We start from the raw sequence: 18,859 nt of genomic DNA on the forward strand, positions 1-18,859 counted from the left end.
TATTTCAATATGGTTTTTTGATACACGAACCTTAATATATTAGCAAATGCTTTATGCTTCATTACGTAGGTTTTCACTATTGATTTAGACTTTTCAAACATTAAATTTCACTATTTTTTCATTATAACATTAAATCTAAATTGGGAATTGTTATACTTTTTGAAAGTTTGATCCCATACTTCTATATCTAACTTATATTCTTTTGCAATATCTTCAAAAAAAGATTTATTATAAAAATGATGGGATAAACCACTGTATTTCTTTTCATATTCTTCTTTTGTCATGGTCTTCATTCTGAGTTGATGATATTCATGTTCTTTATCTGCATCATTGATATCAAGGATAGCAATAGTAGAAGTTGCTTTTTGGATCATTTTTATGATCACTTCCCTCGCATAATTTAAGTTTTCAAAATATAAAAATACACCATGACTCAGAACTACATCATGATTTTGCTCTGCGTTAAGTTCTATAGCCTCAGCTGTTTGAAAATTACAGTTTGGCATGAGCGCATTTGCCAAGGATGTTAAAGAGTTTGCAAAATCTATACCACCTACCCGATGCTTCTGCAGGAAGAGAGGATATAAAAATGCTCCAGCCCCACATCCAACCTCAAAAATGGAATCAGTAGGTTTTATAGCAAGTTTTCCATAGTGATACTGAGTATATTTTGTCCAATCTTCTACACTAAAATATCCGGTAGGACTATCAAATCCGTCTACTTTTAGCAATAACTCCTGTATATATCGTTCAAGACGATACTGATTATTGTAAATATGTTGCCAGTTCATCATTTTAACTTCTTTCTGATATTTGCTGAAGTGCATTTATCATGAGAGTATTGTCATCGGAATTTCTGACAGAAATTCTAATGCATTCATGCTCCTCAAAACCTTTTTTCCCAGTCAAATCTTTAACGTAAATATTGTATTTAAATAACAGCAGTTCTGTCAACTCACGAGCACTAAATCTATCAATCACATGAACTAAGAAATAATTTGCCTGAGAAGGAATCACTCTTAGAAAAGAGATATTTTGAAGTTTTTTATAAAATCTATTTCTTTCCTCCGAAAGTTTAATACACCCTTCCTTGTATTCCTTTAAATACTTGCCAATTATTTGCAAGAAGAATTCTCCCAATGAATTAATGTTCCAAATAGGCATTTTTTCCTGAATAGCGGATATGATTTTTGTATTTGATGTAGCAAGAATACCCAATCTTAATCCGGGAATGCCATAGCTTTTAGAAATACTTTTTATAATGACAAGGTTTGGATACCTATCTAATACTGTCTGTGTAAGTAAACTTTCCTCTTCTCCTTTGGAAGAAAAATCTACAAATGATTCATCCAATATAAAGTTTTTACCGCTCCGCAGTAGTTCATTCGCAAGCATTAACAAGTCATTTTTGGAAATAAAGTTTCCACTTGGATTATCAGGATTAATAAGCAATAGATTATCACATTTTTTTGATAACTCTATCATATCTTTTAGACTATATGAAAAATCCTTATTCGAAGGTGTGAATTGTACTATTCTGTCTGCTCCTAAACATTCAGGATATTCATTGAATGTAGGGAATGGCAATCCAACAGTTCCTTCTATGACAGTACTTAAATACCGAATGATTTCTGCTGCACCGTTTCCCACCACTATATTGCCTACTCCAATACCAAAAAGTTTTCCTGCAAGTAATTTTTGTATCTCTTGTCCGGATGGATATTGAGAAAGAAGTTCATAAAAATGAGTTTTGATTTCTTCCTGCATTTTTTGCGGCGGGAAATAGGGAGTTACCAAATAACAAAAATCTTTTAGATTTGGAAAACGCCAATATCCCCCATAATGTGACTGAATAAGATCTAATTTTTTTTTACCGGAGGGTGCAAAAATAATCTCAGCATTTTTTTTATCCTGAATATCATCTATTTCATACCATTTTTCACCATTCAAACGTAAAGCTTTCAGCTCAATATCACCCAAAAGAGTAAGAACTCTTAATACTGATTCGTAATATTCATTGTCCCCCATGGCTTTTGAGTAGGCTTCAAGGAAAGGAATATATATTTTTCGAGAAAATTCTTTGGAAAACTTATAAATATTAACAGTTTTATAATACTGATCAATATCTTTAAAATTAAAAAGCCCTTTAGTCACAAAGCTTAGAATATTGTCATTAGCATCCAATATGACAGATGTACCATCCATCCATATCTGATATTTATCAACTACAGCTAACGATTTTCGTTTATCTTCTAAAAGCCTTTTTAGAATTTTTTCTTCAAATATAAGATCACTTTCCAGCAGGATAGTATCATCCTGTGCCAATTTGTCCTTTGCAAGAAAAAGGGAGTAAATATTGTTTGTTTTATCATATATTGGATTTTCTATGTATTCGATTTTTATATTTTTATACTGAGTGCCTACATGATTCATGAGGTTTTCTTTTTGATACCCTACAACTATTATCAGTTTCTTGATTTTCCTATGATTAAGAATTTCAAGTATATAGTCGATCAATCTTTTATGATTGAGCTTGACCATACACTTTGTGTTTTCTTTCGTATGTTTTCCCAGTCTGCTTCCGCTACCTGCGGCTAAAATTAATGCTTGCATACTCGCCTTAGACTTTCTATTAAGTAAATAAATCCAGTTTTATATCTATAATATGTATTATATGTTTAAAATACTTTGGGGGTGTTGGCGCCGGCCGCATTTGGACACCGTGCCGGAGTTGATGTGGACAGTGCGCCGGAGCACATGTGGACACCTCGCCGGAGTGCATGTGGACACTTTAGCCTCTTGACCGGCGCGTAAGTTTGTATTAAGTTGTTGGATATTCTCACTAAAATACAGCCTAAAAAGGGCTTTTATGCGGAGACTATCCATAAGTACCGTCAAAGAGGTGCTGAGACTCAAATATCTTGGTGATCTATCCAACAGGAATATCGAAACACTCGGTATTGCCTCCAAATCCGCTGTTTCCAACTTTACCACCCGTTTCGAGAAGAGTGGTCTTGAGATCAATGAGGCGTTGGCGATGCAAGAGCATCAGCTGCTCTCACTGCTGTTTCCTGAACTCAAGCAGTACCAACAAAGCCGTACAGACAAACCCCATCCCGACTGGAACTACATTCACACAGAACTGTCTAAAAACTCAATGACCAGACAGCTGTTGTGGGAAGAGTACAAAGAACAACATCCTAACGGTTACGGCTACACCCAGTTCAAGGAGTACTACAACCGATACAAGAAGCAGTTGAATCCTTCCATGAGACAGATACACTATGCAGGAGACAAACTCTTCGTCGACTTCAGCGGACTGACCATATCCGTGGCGAATGCTATCACCGGTGAAGTGAAAAAAGCACAGATCTTCGTTGCCGTACTGGGAGCGTCTGGCTATACTTTCGTACATGCCGTTATGAGCCAGAATACAGAGGATTTCATCGAATGCCACAACAAAGCCTTTGCCTTCTATGGCGGTGTAGCAAACCAGATCGTTCCGGATAATCTCAAAGCCGCCGTGATTACACACACCCGAAAGAAGATTGTTCTCAATGAGAGTTACGCCGATATGGGAAGACACTACGGTACTGCCATTGTGCCTGCACGTCCTTACCATCCACAGGACAAAGGAAAAGTAGAAGCGGGGGTTAAAGGCATACAGCGCTGGATCCTGATGAAACTGCGACATCGTACTTTCTTCGATATCAATGAACTCAATGATGCCATTGCCTCACTGCTTGACGATTATAACAACAAAGTGATCCGCCGTCTAGGTAAAAGCAGAACCGAGCTGTTCAGCATGCTGGACAAACCGGCGCTGCATCCGCTGAGATTAAACTCAAAGAATATAATATTGACCATCCCCTCATGAATAAATTTAAAGGGATCTATCGTCAGACTTGGTATAAAAATCAAATGATTTTTCATAATGCGACTCCTATTTTGAAACAATTTCATGAAGCCGAAATTGACTGCCTGCTTTTAAAAGGTGTTGCACTAACAATACTGTATTACAAAGACATGGGCATACGGCACATGAGTGATCTTGATATATTGGTTTCGCCTAATAATGTCAGACGTGCTATACAGATTCTTCAGGACCTTGGGTATCAACCAAAAAAAGAATTTATTTTCCCATTTAAAGAGTCCTATTTATACCTACAGCATTCAATCGACTTTGTACACAAAGACAATAAACAGGAAGTTGATCTACATTGGCACATCTTCTTTAAAAACTGTGGATTGCATGATGACGATAGCCTTTGGCAAAATAAACAACCAGTTCAACTGAATGGCTTTCCTCTTTATACACTTGATGCAACTGATCACTTAATGCATGTTTGCATTCATGGCCTTAGATTTAATGAACTTTTCCCTATACGCTGGATTGTCGATGCAAAAATTATTATTGACCAAAATGAGATAGCGTGGGAAAGATTGATTGAAGAAATTAAAAAACGTAAAGTGGTCTTACTTTTTTCATATGCTATGCAATATCTTTCATCTGAATTCAATGTCAATATTCCTAAAAACGTATTAGAAAGAAGTATTCCGTTGGTACAAAACCAACTTTATCCGTTATTCTCAGGCAAGAGCAACAAGTCCCTATTTCTATTTACGTCCTTCTTCTTATTTTGATTACTTGATGTATTGTTGGAAACTTTCATCTGTAACAGAACTGCCAATATTATTTCTAAAAAAAGGATGGCGCAGCACACACCGTCATTTTAAATATAAAAAATAAAATTTTATAAAACGCTAATCAGAGATATATATTTCAATTTCTCCATACTCCGGAACAATGATGGACAATAAACACCTTGTGTCTTTCTTGTGGAACTAAAACAATATTATTGGCTTTTCTGAAGTACTCATCGGTTAAATGATATACGTGAGAAACAACATCCGGTCCTGTCGTAAAAAGAACGTCATAATCACATTTTATTTCCAAAGAGGCTCTTTTTTGGCATTCTTCTATTACTTTTTCCATAAATGGATGTTCTGGGCTACAAAGCATAGCATAATTCGCTACTCTCACAAGTGCTTCTGTACGATATTTCGGCTCTAAAAAGAAACGGATCGACTGGTCTTTTTCTCCAACTGCTTCCTCTACATTTTTCCAACGGTGTTCCTCAAAAAGGATGCAATAAGATTCAGGAAGTCTGCCACTTACAAGCAAGCCGGTTTCTATTAATAAGGTATCCAAGGTACTATTCATAGAAATATCAAAGTCAAAGTATATACCTCCATAATGCTTCATTACTATATATCTTGCAATATCTGCCTGTTGTATTTTTCTTGGATACTTAAAATAAAAATCCATTCCTGTCTGTCGGACAAGTGCTTCTATGTTTTTTTTATTCCACATTACATGATATATATCAGGGGTATTTCTTCTCACTGAACAGATATGGTGCATTTGTGATTTTGGTTCACAATCATCCCACAATAATGTTCGATGCAGAATTCTATTATAGGGATATCCTTTGTTTATACAAAGCATCTCCAAACTGTAATAAAATGGTTTCAGTGCTACCACATTATCTTGAACAGAACATATCCGGTCTTTATGACACCAAAAGTTATACAAATACTGCTTTAATCTTTTTAACATTATATCTCTTAAAAAGTATACCTATTTATGCTTTTCCGAAAGCATTCCATTTTCCAAATAATATATCTTTTCACATCTGTCCAATGTGCTTAATCTGTGGGCAATAATAATAAGTGTTTTCCCCTCACTTACATTGTAAATTTCATCCATTATTTTGGATTCTGTTTCATTGTCCAGGGCAGAAGTTGCCTCATCAAGAACAAGGACCTCAGGGTCGGAATAAAGTGCTCTTGCAATGGCAACACGCTGTTTCTGTCCCCCGCTCAGCTTGGTACCTCCCTCTCCCACCAGAGTATCCATACCATTATGGTGTTCTACCAAAAAATTCCATATATTGGCTTTTTTCAATGCGATCATCATTTTTTCCTTCTCAATCTCTTCACCCATAGCCACATTCTCGGCAACTGTTCCGTCAAGTAAATAAATACTCTGCGGAATATAACCGATTTTTTGTCTCCAGCTTCGTATATTTTGCTCACTTAATGGTGTATTGTCTACATAAACTGTACCGTACTGAGGCCGATAAAGGCCTATGATGATATCTACCAGAGTACTTTTACCGCTGCCGCTTTCACCGGCAAAAGCAATTTTTTCACCTTTTTTGATCGTTAGGTCCACATCCTTTAATATCTCTTTCCCTTCAATATAGGAAAAACTTACATGCTCCAGATAAATTTCATCACAAAATTCTATTTTTTCATTTGCAAGGTCTTCTACTTCATAAATAAGATCATTATGAACAATGTCCAAAGCCTGTCTGTTAAACTGGATATGGTTGTAACTGCTTAGAATTCGATGAAAGGAAGGAAGAAGGCGGTACAGGCCCAGTACAAATATAGAAAGTACCCCAAAGTGACTGGAAATGTCTGTCTGGTTCATATAGACAAGATATACAACAATGGCAACGACAATGGAAAATCCCAGTGCTTCAAGAAAAAGCCTTGGCAGGTTTGAAAATGTTTCATTGGCAATAAACGTATTGGCATACTGGTTCCCTATATCTGAAAATGTTTTTAATATTTTCTTTTCATCCCCATGCAGTTTGATCATTTTAAAATTGCTGAGTGTTGTGGAAACCACTTTGAAAAAAGTCTTTTCATACTGGGCTCTTTTTTTACCCAAACGTTTAATGAATTTTGAAACTGTCTGCGTCATCAATAGAGCATTTACTCCCAATACAAGGGTAAGAACCAATGCAATCTTCCAATTCACATACAAAAGCAGACTGTAGATCAAAATAATGACAAAAATTTCACTTAGCATAAAAAGCAGTGCCGAGATCAGCGATGTCAGATTTTGCGCTTCGCTGACAACTGTTTTTATCAGATCACTGCTATTGCGTTCAATAAAACTCCGATATGGCATACCAAGATAATTTTCAAAAATTTTGTAGGCAATCACATAATAACGGCCTTTTGAAAATTTTGCCAGATAATAAGAATACAAAAAATTGACAGCACCACGAAAAATATAAAACACCACAAGCATAAGACCAAAGGCTATGACAAAATTTGCTTCACTTCCAAATCCGAACAATGCATAAAAAAAGTGATAATATTTGTTTGTTTGAATTACATTAAAATCACTGGCAACTGCAATAAAAGGCATAATCGCAGATATCCCGATTGTTTCAATCATAGAAACCATAATGGAAAAGCCCAGCAAAAACAGTAAAAATTTCTTATCGTGTTTAGACAATAATAAATTTAGCTTTTTAACTATCTCCAAAAAATTCCTTTATACTATTATTTAGTGTGTCTAACTTCATTTTTATTTATCACCTTCTTCGTTTTCTTCGTCTCATCAGCCAATATACCAGGCTTCCCCCAAGTACCAGTCCTGCCAGTACCTGTACCCAGGCACTTAACAGAATGGTTTTGTGAACGATCGTATGATGCATCTTGTTATCGATCTTGACACCTGCAAATTTCGCGGTGTGTACCATCAGGGACACAGCAAGGTCTTCACTTGGCATTTCCTGGTGACAGCTTAAGCAAACACCTCTTCTGTCAAGCTTGCTTCGGGTTTCATTGCCAAGCGCCTGCGAGAGTTTCCAGTGGTCTCCTACCGTTTGAATCTGTGTCCCGTTCTCATCTACAAAACGGGAAAGATCATCTTTGAGATTTGGTACAGCCGGTATCTGTTCGTCAACCTGTCTTGGCAATACTTTCTGATCTGCTGTCATCAGATCTACAATGGTTGTTTTACTCTGATCTGCAAAATATTTACCCCCGTTGATACCATATCCCAGTGCTTTGGCACTGCTATGACAGCTTTCACAGCTTCTTCCTTTTTTCGTTATGGTATGTGGGTTGACAGGTGACATGACAATCGAATTGACACCCTCTTTGGGAATGTTGACACCTTTGCCTTTTTCTACACCCTTAAGTTTAAAAATGTGATTCTGCAGTTTTGCTTTTCCATCTTTGCCTATGACTGTCAGGATCACCTGGCACCCAGGGATAACAGGAGAGATCCTTCCCTCTCCGTTCTGTGCCAACGCCGGGTTTTCCCAGCGCAGGTAACTACGCGTCTCTGTCACCTTTCCGTCAACCAGAAAATCCTTTAAATTCTTTACATCTCCGGTAACTCCGTTATGATGACTGTGTGATGCAGCAAGGTAGTCAGGGTTCTGCTTACCGCCGGAATAGTCGATCTTGACATGGCAGCCGTAACACTGCGGTGCCCAGGTAGCATGACAGGTATAACATTCCAGTCTGTCAGTATGGGCTTTGATCTGATCCATCGCCACCAAGCCTTCTTTTGACAGCTTGCCCTCCTGTTTCAATCCTTTAAGCGGCGTCAGTGTAATATCTTTTCCTGAAGCAAGATGCATGACAACCTTGTCACCTTTTCTGACTGCTTTGACAAGAGGGTTGCCCCGTGCAGAGAGCAGGAAACCGTCTCCCTTGTCTTTTGGAATGGCACCTTGTTTCAAATATGCTGCCAGGTTTTTTGTCGTGCCCCTCGCCTTTCCTGTTTTAGGCTTCGTTTTAAACTCGTCAGAGTATCCCAGCGGCAACTCCCACGGATATTTGTCCGTGGTACCGTGGCAGTCCTGACACTCTATCTCTACCGCACCAAGATTGGCCCCTCTAAAAGTTCCGTCTCCATGGTGATCCTGGGAGGTATGGCAGTCCTGGCAGAGCATTCCTTTGGAATAGTGGATGTCTTCCTGCAAATGCAGATAGCGTTTGGTATGCAGTTTGGGCTGCCCGTTTCCCTCGCTGTCAAAAGTAGCCTGATAGTTTGTTTCCATCAATCCCTGATAGGAAACCCCGATCCGCTTTCCTCTGTTGTGGCAAGTCGTACAGGTTTCCACCGGAATACCGCTGTACTGGGTACCATGTACCTGTACTTTTACTTTGCGTGACGACTGTATCTCGTGAACGAGCGAATGTCCATGTTCTTTTTTGTCTATGGTCGGGTCATTCCCCTCATAAAGCCCCGCATTCGAGTAGGGAATATGACAGGAAGAGCATCCTATCCCCCGGTAATCCCCTCTGCGCTTGCGCCCTTTTCCGCTGGTATGGCAGCGCAGACACTCCTGGCGCAGATAGGTATAGACTGACAGGGTAGGGTCTTTGTCTATCTCTTCTGCGGTAGGTGCTTTGGGTATCTCATGCATTTTTTCCGGAAAACCCTGCGGCTCTTCCCTGGCAAGTTTTGCCATATACTTTCTGTACACTTCTGTACCGATACGCTGATGCAGGTTCTTCCCGTTAAAATTACCGGCAGTATGTTTATATCCTTCTTTAGCACCAAACCCCCAGAGTGCACCGTGGATCTTACCCCCTTCTGTATTCATCAGGTTGTTCCACTGTGCGGCAACCTGCTTGGGATGACACATTCCGCAGGTATGCTCGTTGATCCAGGGACTTCCCGGTGCCGGATAGAAGTTTTTGGGACCTTTGTGCTTGAGGAAGTAGTCCAGTGTACCGCTGTGCGCTTTAGCTTTCTCGCTCTCCTGAGGACTGCCGCCATGACATACGACACAGTCATTTCCCTCAGCACCGGCCTTCGCTGCAAGCTGAAATATTTTCTGCATCATTTTAGACTGGTGATCTCTGATGGGCTCAATACCTTTATGACATGAGAGACAGCTGTTTTTCACATTTGCAGACAGCAAAACCGATACTAATACCATACAGACAATTATTTTTTTCATCTATTTTGACCCTCCGGTATAAAATATGATTATATCCAAAAATATTATTATATTCATTTGAGATTTACCCGTTTATGCTATAATCATTGCTATATCATTTGAGGGAAACTACTATATGAACAGACTGATACTACTTGGACTACTCACTTTTCTGACCTTTGCGCAAGCCAAAATAGTGGATGCCGTTGCGATCACGGTCAACGGGCAGGCGATCACCACATCCGAGATACGCAGAGTACAGGAAAAGGCCGGTGTTCCCAAACAGGAAGCCATCGATCTCCTGATACAGGACCGACTCCAGAAAGCAGCAATGAAAAATATCAAAATTTCGGAAGAAACCATTGATGCGAAGATCACACAGATTGCCAACCTCAACAATATCAGTGTCCCCAAAATGCAAAAACTCCTGAAACAGCAGGGTACCCCCTGGAGTAAATACCGTGAATCTATACGACAGGCAATGAAAAAAGAACGCTTTTTCAGAGAAAAAGTTTCAAAAACCATCCTTCCTCCCAGCGAAGGGCAGCTTAAGCTCTATTATGAAAACCACAAAGAGGCTTTCATGATGCCGAGTTCTCTCAATCTTACAGAATACTCTGCACATTCGGAGAAAGCCCTGCAGAATTTTCTACGTACAGGAAAAAGCAAAGGGATAAGAAGCATTACCCAGACAAAAAAAACCAAAGGAATGAACCCTGCCATGCTCTCCATGCTTCTCTCCACCCCTGACGGCCGATTTACCAAACCGATCAATGCCGGGGACAGATGGGTTGTCTATCAGGTCAAAGGCAAAAACGGAGCGAAACTGATGTCTTTTGAAGAAGCAAAGAATGCCGTGGCAGGACGATGGAGACAAGAGCAGCAGGCGCAGGCACTGAAAGACTACTTCTCCAAAATGAAAACTCAGGCAGATATAAAAATACTGAGAAAATAATCATCGATCGATAGGAAGGAAAAGAATATGGGATTGAAACCGGATAAGTGGATACGTGAGAAATCAACCAACGAAGCAATGATCACCCCTTTTTGTGAAGGATTGGTAGGTGAAGGTGTCGTCAGTTACGGACTGAGCTCCTACGGCTATGATATCCGTGTCTCTGATGAATTCAAGATCTTCACCAATATCAATGCCGAAGTAGTAGACCCTAAAGATTTCAACCATAACAATGTGGTGGATTTCAAAGGCGATGTCTGTATCGTTCCGCCCAACTCTTTCGCCCTGGCACGCACAATCGAATATTTCAAAATGCCCAGTGATACACTCGCGATCTGCCTGGGAAAAAGTACTTATGCACGATGCGGTATTATCGTGAATGTGACTCCGTTCGAACCCGGTTTTGAAGGGCATATCACCATTGAGATATCCAATACCACACCGCTCCCTGCAAAAATTTATGCCAATGAAGGCATTGCGCAGGTCCTTTTCCTCCAGGGGGACGAAGCATGTGAAACCACGTACAGCGACCGCAAAGGAAAATACCAGAGCCAAACCGGGATTACCCTTCCGAGAATCTTAAAACAAACATAGTATACTCTACCCATTTTAGAAAAAAGGTTTTCCCTGTGCGTGCATTGCTTCTTTCACTTCTTATCTCTCTAAGTCTCTTTGCCGAAGAGATTCCTCAGGAATCTTTCGGCGACACAGTATATAACTCCATCATGAAACCGGCACAGTCCGAAGAAGAACTCATGGACAGAGTTCTTTATACCAATATTGCCGGCGCTGCCCTTGTAACAGTCTGGGGAGTTGCTTTCTGGGACTACTTCAGTACAGCTCCCCGCCTGGGAAGCGAACAATGGTTCCAGCATGACACCAAATACGGCGGAGCAGACAAACTGGGCCATATGTATTCTACCTACCTGTGGTCTCTGGGATTCTCCTCTCTGTATGAGTTCTGGGGTATGGATACGGAACGTTCCAACATTTACGGTTCTCTCTCAGCATGGTCTTTCCAGTTTCTGATGGAGCTGGGAGATTCGTTCAGTACGACACAAGGCTTCTCCTATGAAGATGTCGTTGCCAATACGGTAGGGGCACTCTTCTATTATGCCAGAGAAAAGTATCCCTCACTGAAGAACAAAGTGGATCTCAGACTAGAATATCTTCCGGACTTCCAGGGAGGCGGAGATATCTTTACCCAGTACAATTCGATGAAATATCTGTTTGCTCTGAAATTCAGCGGTTTTAAAAGCATGCAGGACAACCTGCTCAAATACGGAGAGCTCCAGCTGGGGTATTATACCCGCGGTTACCAGAACTATGAAAACTATGAACAAAAAGAGAGAAACATTTATATCGGGATCGGCATCAATGTTTCTGAAGTGCTTGCTTCATGGGGATGGAAGAAAACAGGAAAAATATTTAACTATTATCAGTTACCGTATACTTATGTGCCATTCAGCTATGACTTTGACAGCCAAAGCTATTTCAAGCCGTATTCAAGACCATATCACGGATACCAGAAATAAAGCATTTCACGCTTTATTTCATTGCATCCCATAGCCTTTTATCTACTTTTGTGTTACAATGCCAAAAATTAATATGGATTTCCTATATATAAAGTAAGGTATGAATGAAAAATTTAATTATCGTCGAATCCCCGGCAAAAGCACGTACGATTACCAATTTCCTGGGCAAGGACTACAAAGTCATCGCTTCCAAAGGGCATATCAGAGACTTGCCCAAGAGTACATTCGGCATTACCATTGATGAGACAACGGGCGACCTTGTTCCCAAATACTCCATCCCGAGAGATGCCAATCCTACCGTCAAAGAACTGAAAAAGCTGGCAAAAGAGGCAGAAACCGTCTATATCGCGACCGATGAGGACCGTGAAGGGGAAGCCATAGGCTACCATATTGCCAAGGCAATAGGGAAAGAACCGACTGAACTGCCGCGTATCGTCTTTCACGAGATCACCAAATCAGCCATACAGCATGCCCTTGAAACACCAAGAAAAGTTGATATGGACAGTGTGGATGCCCAGCAGACTCGACGCCTGCTTGACCGTATCGTAGGATACAAGCTTTCTCCTCTGCTGGCAAGCAAGATCCAAAAAGGCTTAAGTGCCGGAAGAGTGCAAAGTTCCACCCTCAAGATCGTGGTAGACAAAGAAAGAGAGATAAAAGCATTCAAACCGGAAGAATACTGGACCATAAATGCCCTTTTTCAAAAAAATATTGATGCTTCTATTTATGACTATAACGGCCTCAAAATTGACAAACTCACCATTAAAACCGATGTAGATGCCAATGAGATCGTAGATTCTGCCAAAGGTGAGTCATTTTCGGTCACATCTATTGAAAAGACCAAACGAAAAACAAAAACACCACCGCCGTTCATGACGTCTACGCTTCAGCAGGCAGCCTCCACACAGCTTGGATTTTCACCCAAAAAGACAATGATGGTCGCACAGAAGCTGTATGAAGGTGTCAAAACAGACAAGGGAACCATGGGTGTCATCACCTATATGAGAACTGACTCGCTTAACCTTGCGAAAGAAGCAATAGAGGCATCCCGCGAATATATTCAGCATACCTATGGAGATAAATACCTTCCGGCAAAAGCAAAAAACTATGCCACGAAAGCAAAAGGCGCACAGGAAGCACACGAAGCGATCCGTCCAACACGTGTAGACTTTGATGCAGCACTTGCCGCCAAGTTCCTCAATGCAGATGAACTGAAACTCTACCGGCTCATCTACAACCGCTTTCTTGCCTGCCAGATGACCGAAGCGGAGCTTGAATCCCAAACCATTCTTTTCAAGGGTCAGAAATGTACCTTTAAAGCCAGCGGAAGGAAACTGCTTTTTGACGGCTTTTACAAAGTAACCGGATACAGTGAAAAAGACAAACTGCTTCCTTCTCTGGAAAAAGGGCAGGCTGTCTCTCTTGATGACATCAAAGCAGAACAGCATTTTACCGAACCTCCGGCACGCTATAATGAAGCCAGCCTCATCAAAAAGCTGGAATCCCTGGGAATCGGCCGGCCAAGCACCTATGCCCCAACGATCACTATTTTACAGACCAGAAAATATATAGAGATAGAGAAGAAACGTATTCACCCTACAGAGATCGCCTTTACCGTCATCGAAATGTTGGAAAAACATTTTCCCGAAATCGTAGACAGCGGATTTACTGCTACGATGGAAGAGACGCTGGATAAAGTTGCAGACGGAGAAACAGACTGGCAGACGATCCTCAAAGAATTTTATACTCCCTTTATGCATAAGGTGGAAGAGGGCAAAAAAAATATCAAAAGTCTCAAAGTTGCAACACCGACGGGAGAAAACTGCCCAAAATGCGGCTCAGAGCTTCTGTTACGTAAAGGCCGTTACGGCGAATTTATCGCATGCAGCAACTTTCCTAAGTGCAAATACACTAAAAATACTGACGGTACAGAAGTGGAACAACCTGAAGAGACCGATGAAAAATGTGAAAAGTGCGGTTCTCCCATGGTCATAAAAAATTCCAAAAGAGGAAAATTCCTTGCCTGTTCCGCCTACCCCAAGTGCAAAAATGCGAAATCACTTACCCCGCCCAAAGAATTAAGTGTTCCCTGTCCGGAATGCGGAGGAAAGCTCCAGGAAAGAGAAGGCAGACGGGGCAAGTTCTTCGGCTGCGAGAATTACCCCAAGTGCAAGTTCATAGCCAACTTTGAACCGGTAGACAAAAAATGCCCGGAATGCGGCTACACCATGGGTAAAAAGACACTTCGGGGCAAAGAGATCTTTGAATGCTTCAAATGCAAACACAAAGAAGAGGCACAGTAGGCACATGTCCGCGCAGAAACATATCTTTTTATGTGCCATTAACAATATTCTCAGTGGAACCTGCAAGGAAGACTGCAAGTTCTGCACACAGAGTGTCAGATACCATGCAGATATAGAACGATACAGTTACAAACAGATCGTACAGATTGTACAGGAAGCCAAACAGGCCAAAGCCAACGGTGCCCTGGGATACTGTCTTGTCACAGCAGGAAAAGGACTTGACGACAAGAAAGTCGACTTTGTAGCCCGCACGGCTCAGGCAATCAAAGCCGAGGTAGAAGGATTGAATCTGATTGCCTGCAACGGTACTGCAGACAGAGAACAGCTTGCCTACCTGAAAGCACATGGCATAGACAGCTACAACCACAACCTGGAAACCTCCGAAAGGTATTATCCGGAAATCTGTCTGACACATAGCTGGCATGAACGTTATGAGACGTGTGAAAATGTTAAAGCAGTCGGTCTTGCACTCTGCAGCGGCGGCATATTCGGTATGGGAGAAACAGAAAAAGACCGTGACAGCCTACTGGAAGCAATTGCCTCTCTTCAACCTGAATCAAGCCCTCTCAACTTTTACCATCCCAACCCTGCGCTACCTATCAAAACCAGAAATATAGAACTTGACGAGGCACTGGAGATCATACAAAAGGCTTATACGCTTCTGGGAAAAGAGAAACTTCTTATGGTAGCCGGCGGCAGAGAACTGCTTTTTAACGGACAGGAGGAAAAAATGTTCCAAGCGGGAGCCAATGCCATAGTCATAGGCAATTATCTGACGACTTCCGGCACAGCTCCGGGGAAAGACCGGCAGATGCTGAAGAAACTGGGCTATGAGGTAGCCACACATTGTGATTCACACTGATATTACCCTCATTCTAAGCCTTTCGCTTTTGATCTGGGGCAGTCCCTTTGTTTCAAAGCTTCTGCGTATGCCCACTCCTCCCGTTGAAATCATTCTCGGTTCGATCACTGCCTACCTCGGACTGATCGGTCACAATCAATATTTTGACATTATTGCGGAAGTGGGCTTTCTTTACCTGATGTTTCTTGCCGGTATGGAAGTGGACTTAAAACAGATCACACAGAGCCCCAAAGCGATAATTAGAAGATCAATGCTTTTTCTGGGATTGATGGCACTGTTCTCGGTCACGTCAGGGATCATGTTTCACCTCAATACTATCACTATCATTTCCATGCCGCTTATTTCAATTGGTATCCTGGCCTCTCTCGCTAAAACCTATGGCAAAGAACAGCCTTGGATAAAACTGGCTTTCATTGCCGGTATTCTCGGAGAGATCATCAGTATTGCCATTCTTACTATTTTCGATGCCGCAAGTACCACTGGTGTCAATATGACCCTGGTCATGAAAGTCAGTTATCTTACCGCATTTATTGCCGCTGTCTACCTGCTTTACAAAATACTTCGTTTACTCTTCTGGTGGCTTCCCGAACTGAAAAAAACACTGATACCCAGACTCGATACTGCCGATCAGGATATCCGGCTTTCCATGGCACTCTTTTTCATTCTCATCGCTATCATGCTCTATCTGAAACTGGAATTGGCACTTGGTGCATTTATCGCAGGTGTTGCCATTTCAGCATTTTTTCATCATGAAAAGCAGCTGGAGGCAAAGATATCCAGTCTTGGGTTTGGGTTTCTGGTACCACTTTTCTTCATCCATGTGGGTGCATCATTCGATCTTGGAGCACTGGCAGAAGAGGGGGTGGTTGCGGGGGCTTTTCTCATTACATTTTTAATGACGCTTTCACGTATACTTGCAGCAGTAGTACTTAAACATATAGGCGGACCAAAAGATGCTTTACTGGTTGCCCTTTCTCTCTCTATGCCATTGACACTGCTTGTTGCCGTTGCAACTATAGGCTATGAAACAAAACTGCTGAATATGCTCAGCTATTATCAGTTGATACTTGCCAGCATCTTTGAAATTCTTCTTTCTATGATACTGATCAAATGGATCAGCAGCAGACAGGAAAACCGTTAATCTCTGTCAACTTCTTTCATGGCTTCTTCCAGATTTTTTTCCGCTTCTTTGGCTCTTTGCTCTTCTTCTTTGGTGATATTGATGTCTACAATACCTTTTTGGGAAGGAGATAGATTCTTTATTTTAGTTTGTTTCGCTGTTGAAGCTTTTTTTGCCGCCTCTTCCTTTGCCAGTTTCTTTTTCAAGGCTGCTTTTTCTGCTTCAAGCTTTGCCAGCTTATCAGCTGTCTTTTTTTCTTCCTGTGCCTTTTTGATACGGGCAACTTCTTCTGCTTCTTTTGCTGCTTTTTTTTCAGCTTTTTTCTTTTCTTCCGCAGCCTTCTGTTCTGCATCTCTTTTGGCTTCAAGTCGTTTCTGCTCAGCTTGAACTTTTTGGAGTCTCGATTCTTTTTCCTGTGCGGTTTCTATGGTGACAACATCCGTTTTGGTCGTTACTTCCGCTTTTCCTTTACCTTCGGGCTTTACTGTGACATTCTTTTCTTCCACTGTCACTTCTTCCGGTGTCTCTTTCACCGACACGGTATTCTCTTCCTCGGCTGTCCCGTCTGATGTATCTTCTACCTCGGCATCAAGCTCTGCATCTTCTTTGGCTTCTTTTTCTTTGGCAATTTTATCAAGATCTTTTAAAAGCAGGTTTTCTGCCTGATCGATCTTTTTGAAATTTGTATTAAGATCAAAAGGATTATCTGATGCATTCGCACCTATCATTGCCACCATTACGGCTACCCATACATACTGTTTCATTTCCTACTCCTTTGGTTCTAACTGTTTTAGTTCAAAAAGCTCTTTTTGAAGTTTTTGGTTCCCGGTCTTCAAATTTCTCTCTTCCTGCTTTAACATCGCTTTTTTTTCTTGAAGATGATTCAACACTGTCAGTGAATTTTCTCCGTAAATCAAAATACCCACATAAATACCAAAGAACAGAATTCCGATCGCCGTAATCAAAATTGCTTTGATTGAGAGCCCGGCTATGGATTCTACCCTGTTACGCTTCGGCAAATCCTATCCTAGTTTTGAAAAAAGAGACATACCGAGATATTCGAACTGCCCCAGTTCCCTTTCGATCTCCAGCAGCCTGTTGTATTTTGCTATTCTGTCACTTCTTGCCGTAGAACCTGTCTTGATCTCTCCTGTATTGAGTGCCACTGCAAAATCTGCGATAAAAGTATCTTCGCTTTCCCCCGAACGGTGGCTCATGACACAGGCATATCCGTTCCGCTGTGCCAGCCTGACCGTTTGCATGGTTTCAGAAACCGTACCGATCTGATTAGGTTTGATAAGAATGGAATTCGCAATATCTTTTTCGATACCCTCAGCAAGGATCTCAACATTGGTTACAAAAAGATCATCACCTACAAGCTGTACTTTGTCTCCCAGTACCTCTGTAAGTTCTTTCCATCCTTCCCAATCATCTTCTCCCAACCCATCCTCAAGAGAAACAATCGGATACTTGCTGACCATCTCAGCATAATAAGCGATCAGTTCTGAGCTGCTTAATGCTCTGTTTTCTGACTGAAGAACATATTTTCCGGCATCATTCATGATCTCACTTGCAGCAACATCCAGGGCTATCGCTATTTCTTCTCCCGGTTTGTAGCCTGCTTTTTCAATCGCCTGCATAATGACCTGGATGGGTTCTTCATTATTTTTAAGGTTCGGGGCAAATCCACCTTCATCACCTACAGCCGTACTTTCGCCCATCCCGTCAATGATCTTTTTGAGATGATGGTATACTTCGGATATGGCTCTGAGCCCCTCGGAGAACCTGTCGAAACCTACAGGCATGACCATGTATTCCTGAAAATCCACAGAATTGTTTGCATGCTCCCCGCCATTGATGATATTGAGCATAGGAACAGGCATTGTAACTGCATTTGCCCCACCGAGATAGCGGTATAAAGGCATTTTTAAAGAAGAAGCTGCCGCACGTGCTACTGCCATGGAAACACCCAGCACCGCATTGGCACCCAGATTGGCATAATTACTCGTACCGTCTATCTCTTTCATAATCAAATCAATCTCTGCCTGATTGAACGGGCTAAGTCCGACCAGAGCATCATTAATGGCACCGTTTACATTATCACAGGCTTGCAATACTCCCTTGCCGAGATAGCGGTCTCCACCGTCACGTAACTCAAGTGCTTCTCTTTTCCCTGTACTCGCACCGCTGGGTACGATAGCATTCTCTACAGTCCCGTCACTCAAACTTACTGTTGCTTTCACGGTTGGATTTCCTCGACTGTCCATCACTTCTCTTGCTATGACCTCATCTATAAAAACCATCTGTATCCTTTCTT

The 18,859-nt window shown here is 41.4% G+C and carries 16 protein-coding genes; 8 read left to right on the forward strand and 8 right to left on the reverse strand.

Annotation, left to right across the window (positions count from 1 at the left end; all coding sequences use genetic code 11):
• Positions 1 to 110 precede the first annotated feature (110 nt).
• Together F8L24_RS07860 and F8L24_RS07865 are read right to left on the reverse strand one after the other, a co-directional pair.
• The gene (locus F8L24_RS07860; RefSeq protein WP_294954174.1) at positions 111 to 794 is read right to left on the reverse strand and encodes a class I SAM-dependent methyltransferase; all 684 of its coding nucleotides are present in this window, start codon (positions 792 to 794) and stop codon (positions 111 to 113) included.
• A gap of 1 nt (position 795) precedes the next feature.
• Positions 796 to 2,613 carry an aminotransferase class I/II-fold pyridoxal phosphate-dependent enzyme gene (locus F8L24_RS07865; RefSeq protein WP_294954177.1) on the reverse strand — a complete coding sequence of 606 codons (1,818 nt, stop codon included), beginning with the start codon at positions 2,611 to 2,613 and terminating at the stop codon, positions 796 to 798.
• 256 nt (positions 2,614 to 2,869) lie between these two features.
• Here F8L24_RS07865 and istA point away from each other — a divergent pair, with 256 nt between their 5' ends.
• Together istA and F8L24_RS07875 are read left to right on the forward strand one after the other, a co-directional pair.
• Positions 2,870 to 3,877 carry an IS21 family transposase gene (gene istA / locus F8L24_RS07870; RefSeq protein WP_294954180.1) on the forward strand — a complete coding sequence of 336 codons (1,008 nt, stop codon included), beginning with the start codon at positions 2,870 to 2,872 and terminating at the stop codon, positions 3,875 to 3,877.
• Entirely contained in the window at positions 3,874 to 4,644 is a 771-nt protein-coding gene (locus tag F8L24_RS07875; protein WP_294954182.1) for a nucleotidyltransferase family protein, read from the forward strand. Before istA ends, F8L24_RS07875 begins: the two co-directional genes overlap by 4 nt.
• A 139-nt stretch (positions 4,645 to 4,783) precedes the next feature.
• On the opposite strand, the gene F8L24_RS07880 is transcribed toward F8L24_RS07875, so the two are convergent.
• The 3 genes from F8L24_RS07880 to F8L24_RS07890 form a co-directional block, all read right to left on the reverse strand.
• A complete protein-coding gene (locus tag F8L24_RS07880; protein ID WP_294954185.1) occupies positions 4,784 to 5,620 on the reverse strand; it encodes a glycosyltransferase in 837 nt (278 codons plus the stop codon).
• Between the two features lie 21 nt (positions 5,621 to 5,641).
• On the reverse strand, positions 5,642 to 7,228 hold the full coding sequence (locus F8L24_RS07885; protein ID WP_294954188.1) for an ABC transporter ATP-binding protein: 1,587 nt from the start codon (positions 7,226 to 7,228) through the stop codon (positions 5,642 to 5,644).
• Positions 7,229 to 7,397: 169 nt separating this feature from the next.
• Positions 7,398 to 9,788 (reverse strand): multiheme c-type cytochrome, encoded by a 2,391-nt coding sequence (locus F8L24_RS07890; protein WP_294954191.1) that lies wholly within the window; start codon positions 9,786 to 9,788, stop codon positions 7,398 to 7,400.
• Positions 9,789 to 9,903: 115 nt separating this feature from the next.
• Here F8L24_RS07890 and F8L24_RS07895 point away from each other — a divergent pair, with 115 nt between their 5' ends.
• From F8L24_RS07895 to F8L24_RS07920, 6 genes are all read left to right on the forward strand, one after another.
• On the forward strand, positions 9,904 to 10,722 hold the full coding sequence (locus tag F8L24_RS07895; protein WP_294954194.1) for a peptidylprolyl isomerase: 819 nt from the start codon (positions 9,904 to 9,906) through the stop codon (positions 10,720 to 10,722).
• Positions 10,723 to 10,749: 27 nt separating this feature from the next.
• Positions 10,750 to 11,316, forward strand: coding sequence for a dCTP deaminase (dcd, locus tag F8L24_RS07900; protein WP_294954196.1), 567 nt, complete (start codon positions 10,750 to 10,752; stop codon positions 11,314 to 11,316).
• Positions 11,317 to 11,351: 35 nt separating this feature from the next.
• Positions 11,352 to 12,257, forward strand: a complete 906-nt coding sequence (locus tag F8L24_RS07905) for a DUF2279 domain-containing protein (protein ID WP_294954199.1) — start codon at positions 11,352 to 11,354, stop codon at positions 12,255 to 12,257.
• Between the two features lie 104 nt (positions 12,258 to 12,361).
• Positions 12,362 to 14,560, forward strand: coding sequence for a type I DNA topoisomerase (gene topA, locus F8L24_RS07910; protein ID WP_294954201.1), 2,199 nt, complete (start codon positions 12,362 to 12,364; stop codon positions 14,558 to 14,560).
• 4 nt (positions 14,561 to 14,564) lie between these two features.
• Positions 14,565 to 15,422, forward strand: a complete 858-nt coding sequence (locus tag F8L24_RS07915; protein WP_294954204.1) for a biotin synthase — start codon at positions 14,565 to 14,567, stop codon at positions 15,420 to 15,422.
• Entirely contained in the window at positions 15,409 to 16,563 is a 1,155-nt protein-coding gene (locus F8L24_RS07920) for a cation:proton antiporter (RefSeq protein ID WP_294954207.1), read from the forward strand. Before F8L24_RS07915 ends, F8L24_RS07920 begins: the two co-directional genes overlap by 14 nt.
• On the opposite strand, the gene F8L24_RS07925 is transcribed toward F8L24_RS07920, so the two are convergent.
• From F8L24_RS07925 to eno, 3 genes are read right to left on the reverse strand one after another with little or no spacing between them, the layout of a single operon-like run.
• Positions 16,560 to 17,306 (reverse strand): hypothetical protein, encoded by a 747-nt coding sequence (locus F8L24_RS07925; RefSeq protein WP_294954210.1) that lies wholly within the window; start codon positions 17,304 to 17,306, stop codon positions 16,560 to 16,562. The genes F8L24_RS07920 and F8L24_RS07925 overlap by 4 nt on opposite strands.
• 3 nt (positions 17,307 to 17,309) lie before the next feature.
• Positions 17,310 to 17,561, reverse strand: a complete 252-nt coding sequence (locus F8L24_RS07930; RefSeq protein ID WP_294954213.1) for a hypothetical protein — start codon at positions 17,559 to 17,561, stop codon at positions 17,310 to 17,312.
• Between the two features lie 3 nt (positions 17,562 to 17,564).
• Positions 17,565 to 18,845, reverse strand: a complete 1,281-nt coding sequence (gene eno / locus F8L24_RS07935; RefSeq protein WP_294954216.1) for a phosphopyruvate hydratase — start codon at positions 18,843 to 18,845, stop codon at positions 17,565 to 17,567.
• Positions 18,846 to 18,859 lie beyond the last annotated feature (14 nt).

The sequence above is a fragment of the Sulfurovum sp. genome (assembly GCF_015493435.1).
Classification (GTDB): domain Bacteria; phylum Campylobacterota; class Campylobacteria; order Campylobacterales; family Sulfurovaceae; genus Sulfurovum.

Coding starts and splice junctions, on each gene's coding strand:
- F8L24_RS07860 (WP_294954174.1), bottom strand. CDS start 794: ATGATGAACTGGCAACATATTTACAATAATCAGTATCGTCTTGAACGA.
- F8L24_RS07865 (WP_294954177.1), bottom strand. CDS start 2,613: ATGCAAGCATTAATTTTAGCCGCAGGTAGCGGAAGCAGACTGGGAAAA.
- istA (WP_294954180.1), top strand. CDS start 2,870: ATGCGGAGACTATCCATAAGTACCGTCAAAGAGGTGCTGAGACTCAAA.
- F8L24_RS07875 (WP_294954182.1), top strand. CDS start 3,874: ATGAATAAATTTAAAGGGATCTATCGTCAGACTTGGTATAAAAATCAA.
- F8L24_RS07880 (WP_294954185.1), bottom strand. CDS start 5,620: ATGTTAAAAAGATTAAAGCAGTATTTGTATAACTTTTGGTGTCATAAA.
- F8L24_RS07885 (WP_294954188.1), bottom strand. CDS start 7,228: ATGCCTTTTATTGCAGTTGCCAGTGATTTTAATGTAATTCAAACAAAC.
- F8L24_RS07890 (WP_294954191.1), bottom strand. CDS start 9,788: ATGAAAAAAATAATTGTCTGTATGGTATTAGTATCGGTTTTGCTGTCT.
- F8L24_RS07895 (WP_294954194.1), top strand. CDS start 9,904: ATGAACAGACTGATACTACTTGGACTACTCACTTTTCTGACCTTTGCG.
- dcd (WP_294954196.1), top strand. CDS start 10,750: ATGGGATTGAAACCGGATAAGTGGATACGTGAGAAATCAACCAACGAA.
- topA (WP_294954201.1), top strand. CDS start 12,362: ATGAAAAATTTAATTATCGTCGAATCCCCGGCAAAAGCACGTACGATT.
- F8L24_RS07915 (WP_294954204.1), top strand. CDS start 14,565: ATGTCCGCGCAGAAACATATCTTTTTATGTGCCATTAACAATATTCTC.
- F8L24_RS07925 (WP_294954210.1), bottom strand. CDS start 17,306: ATGAAACAGTATGTATGGGTAGCCGTAATGGTGGCAATGATAGGTGCG.
- eno (WP_294954216.1), bottom strand. CDS start 18,845: ATGGTTTTTATAGATGAGGTCATAGCAAGAGAAGTGATGGACAGTCGA.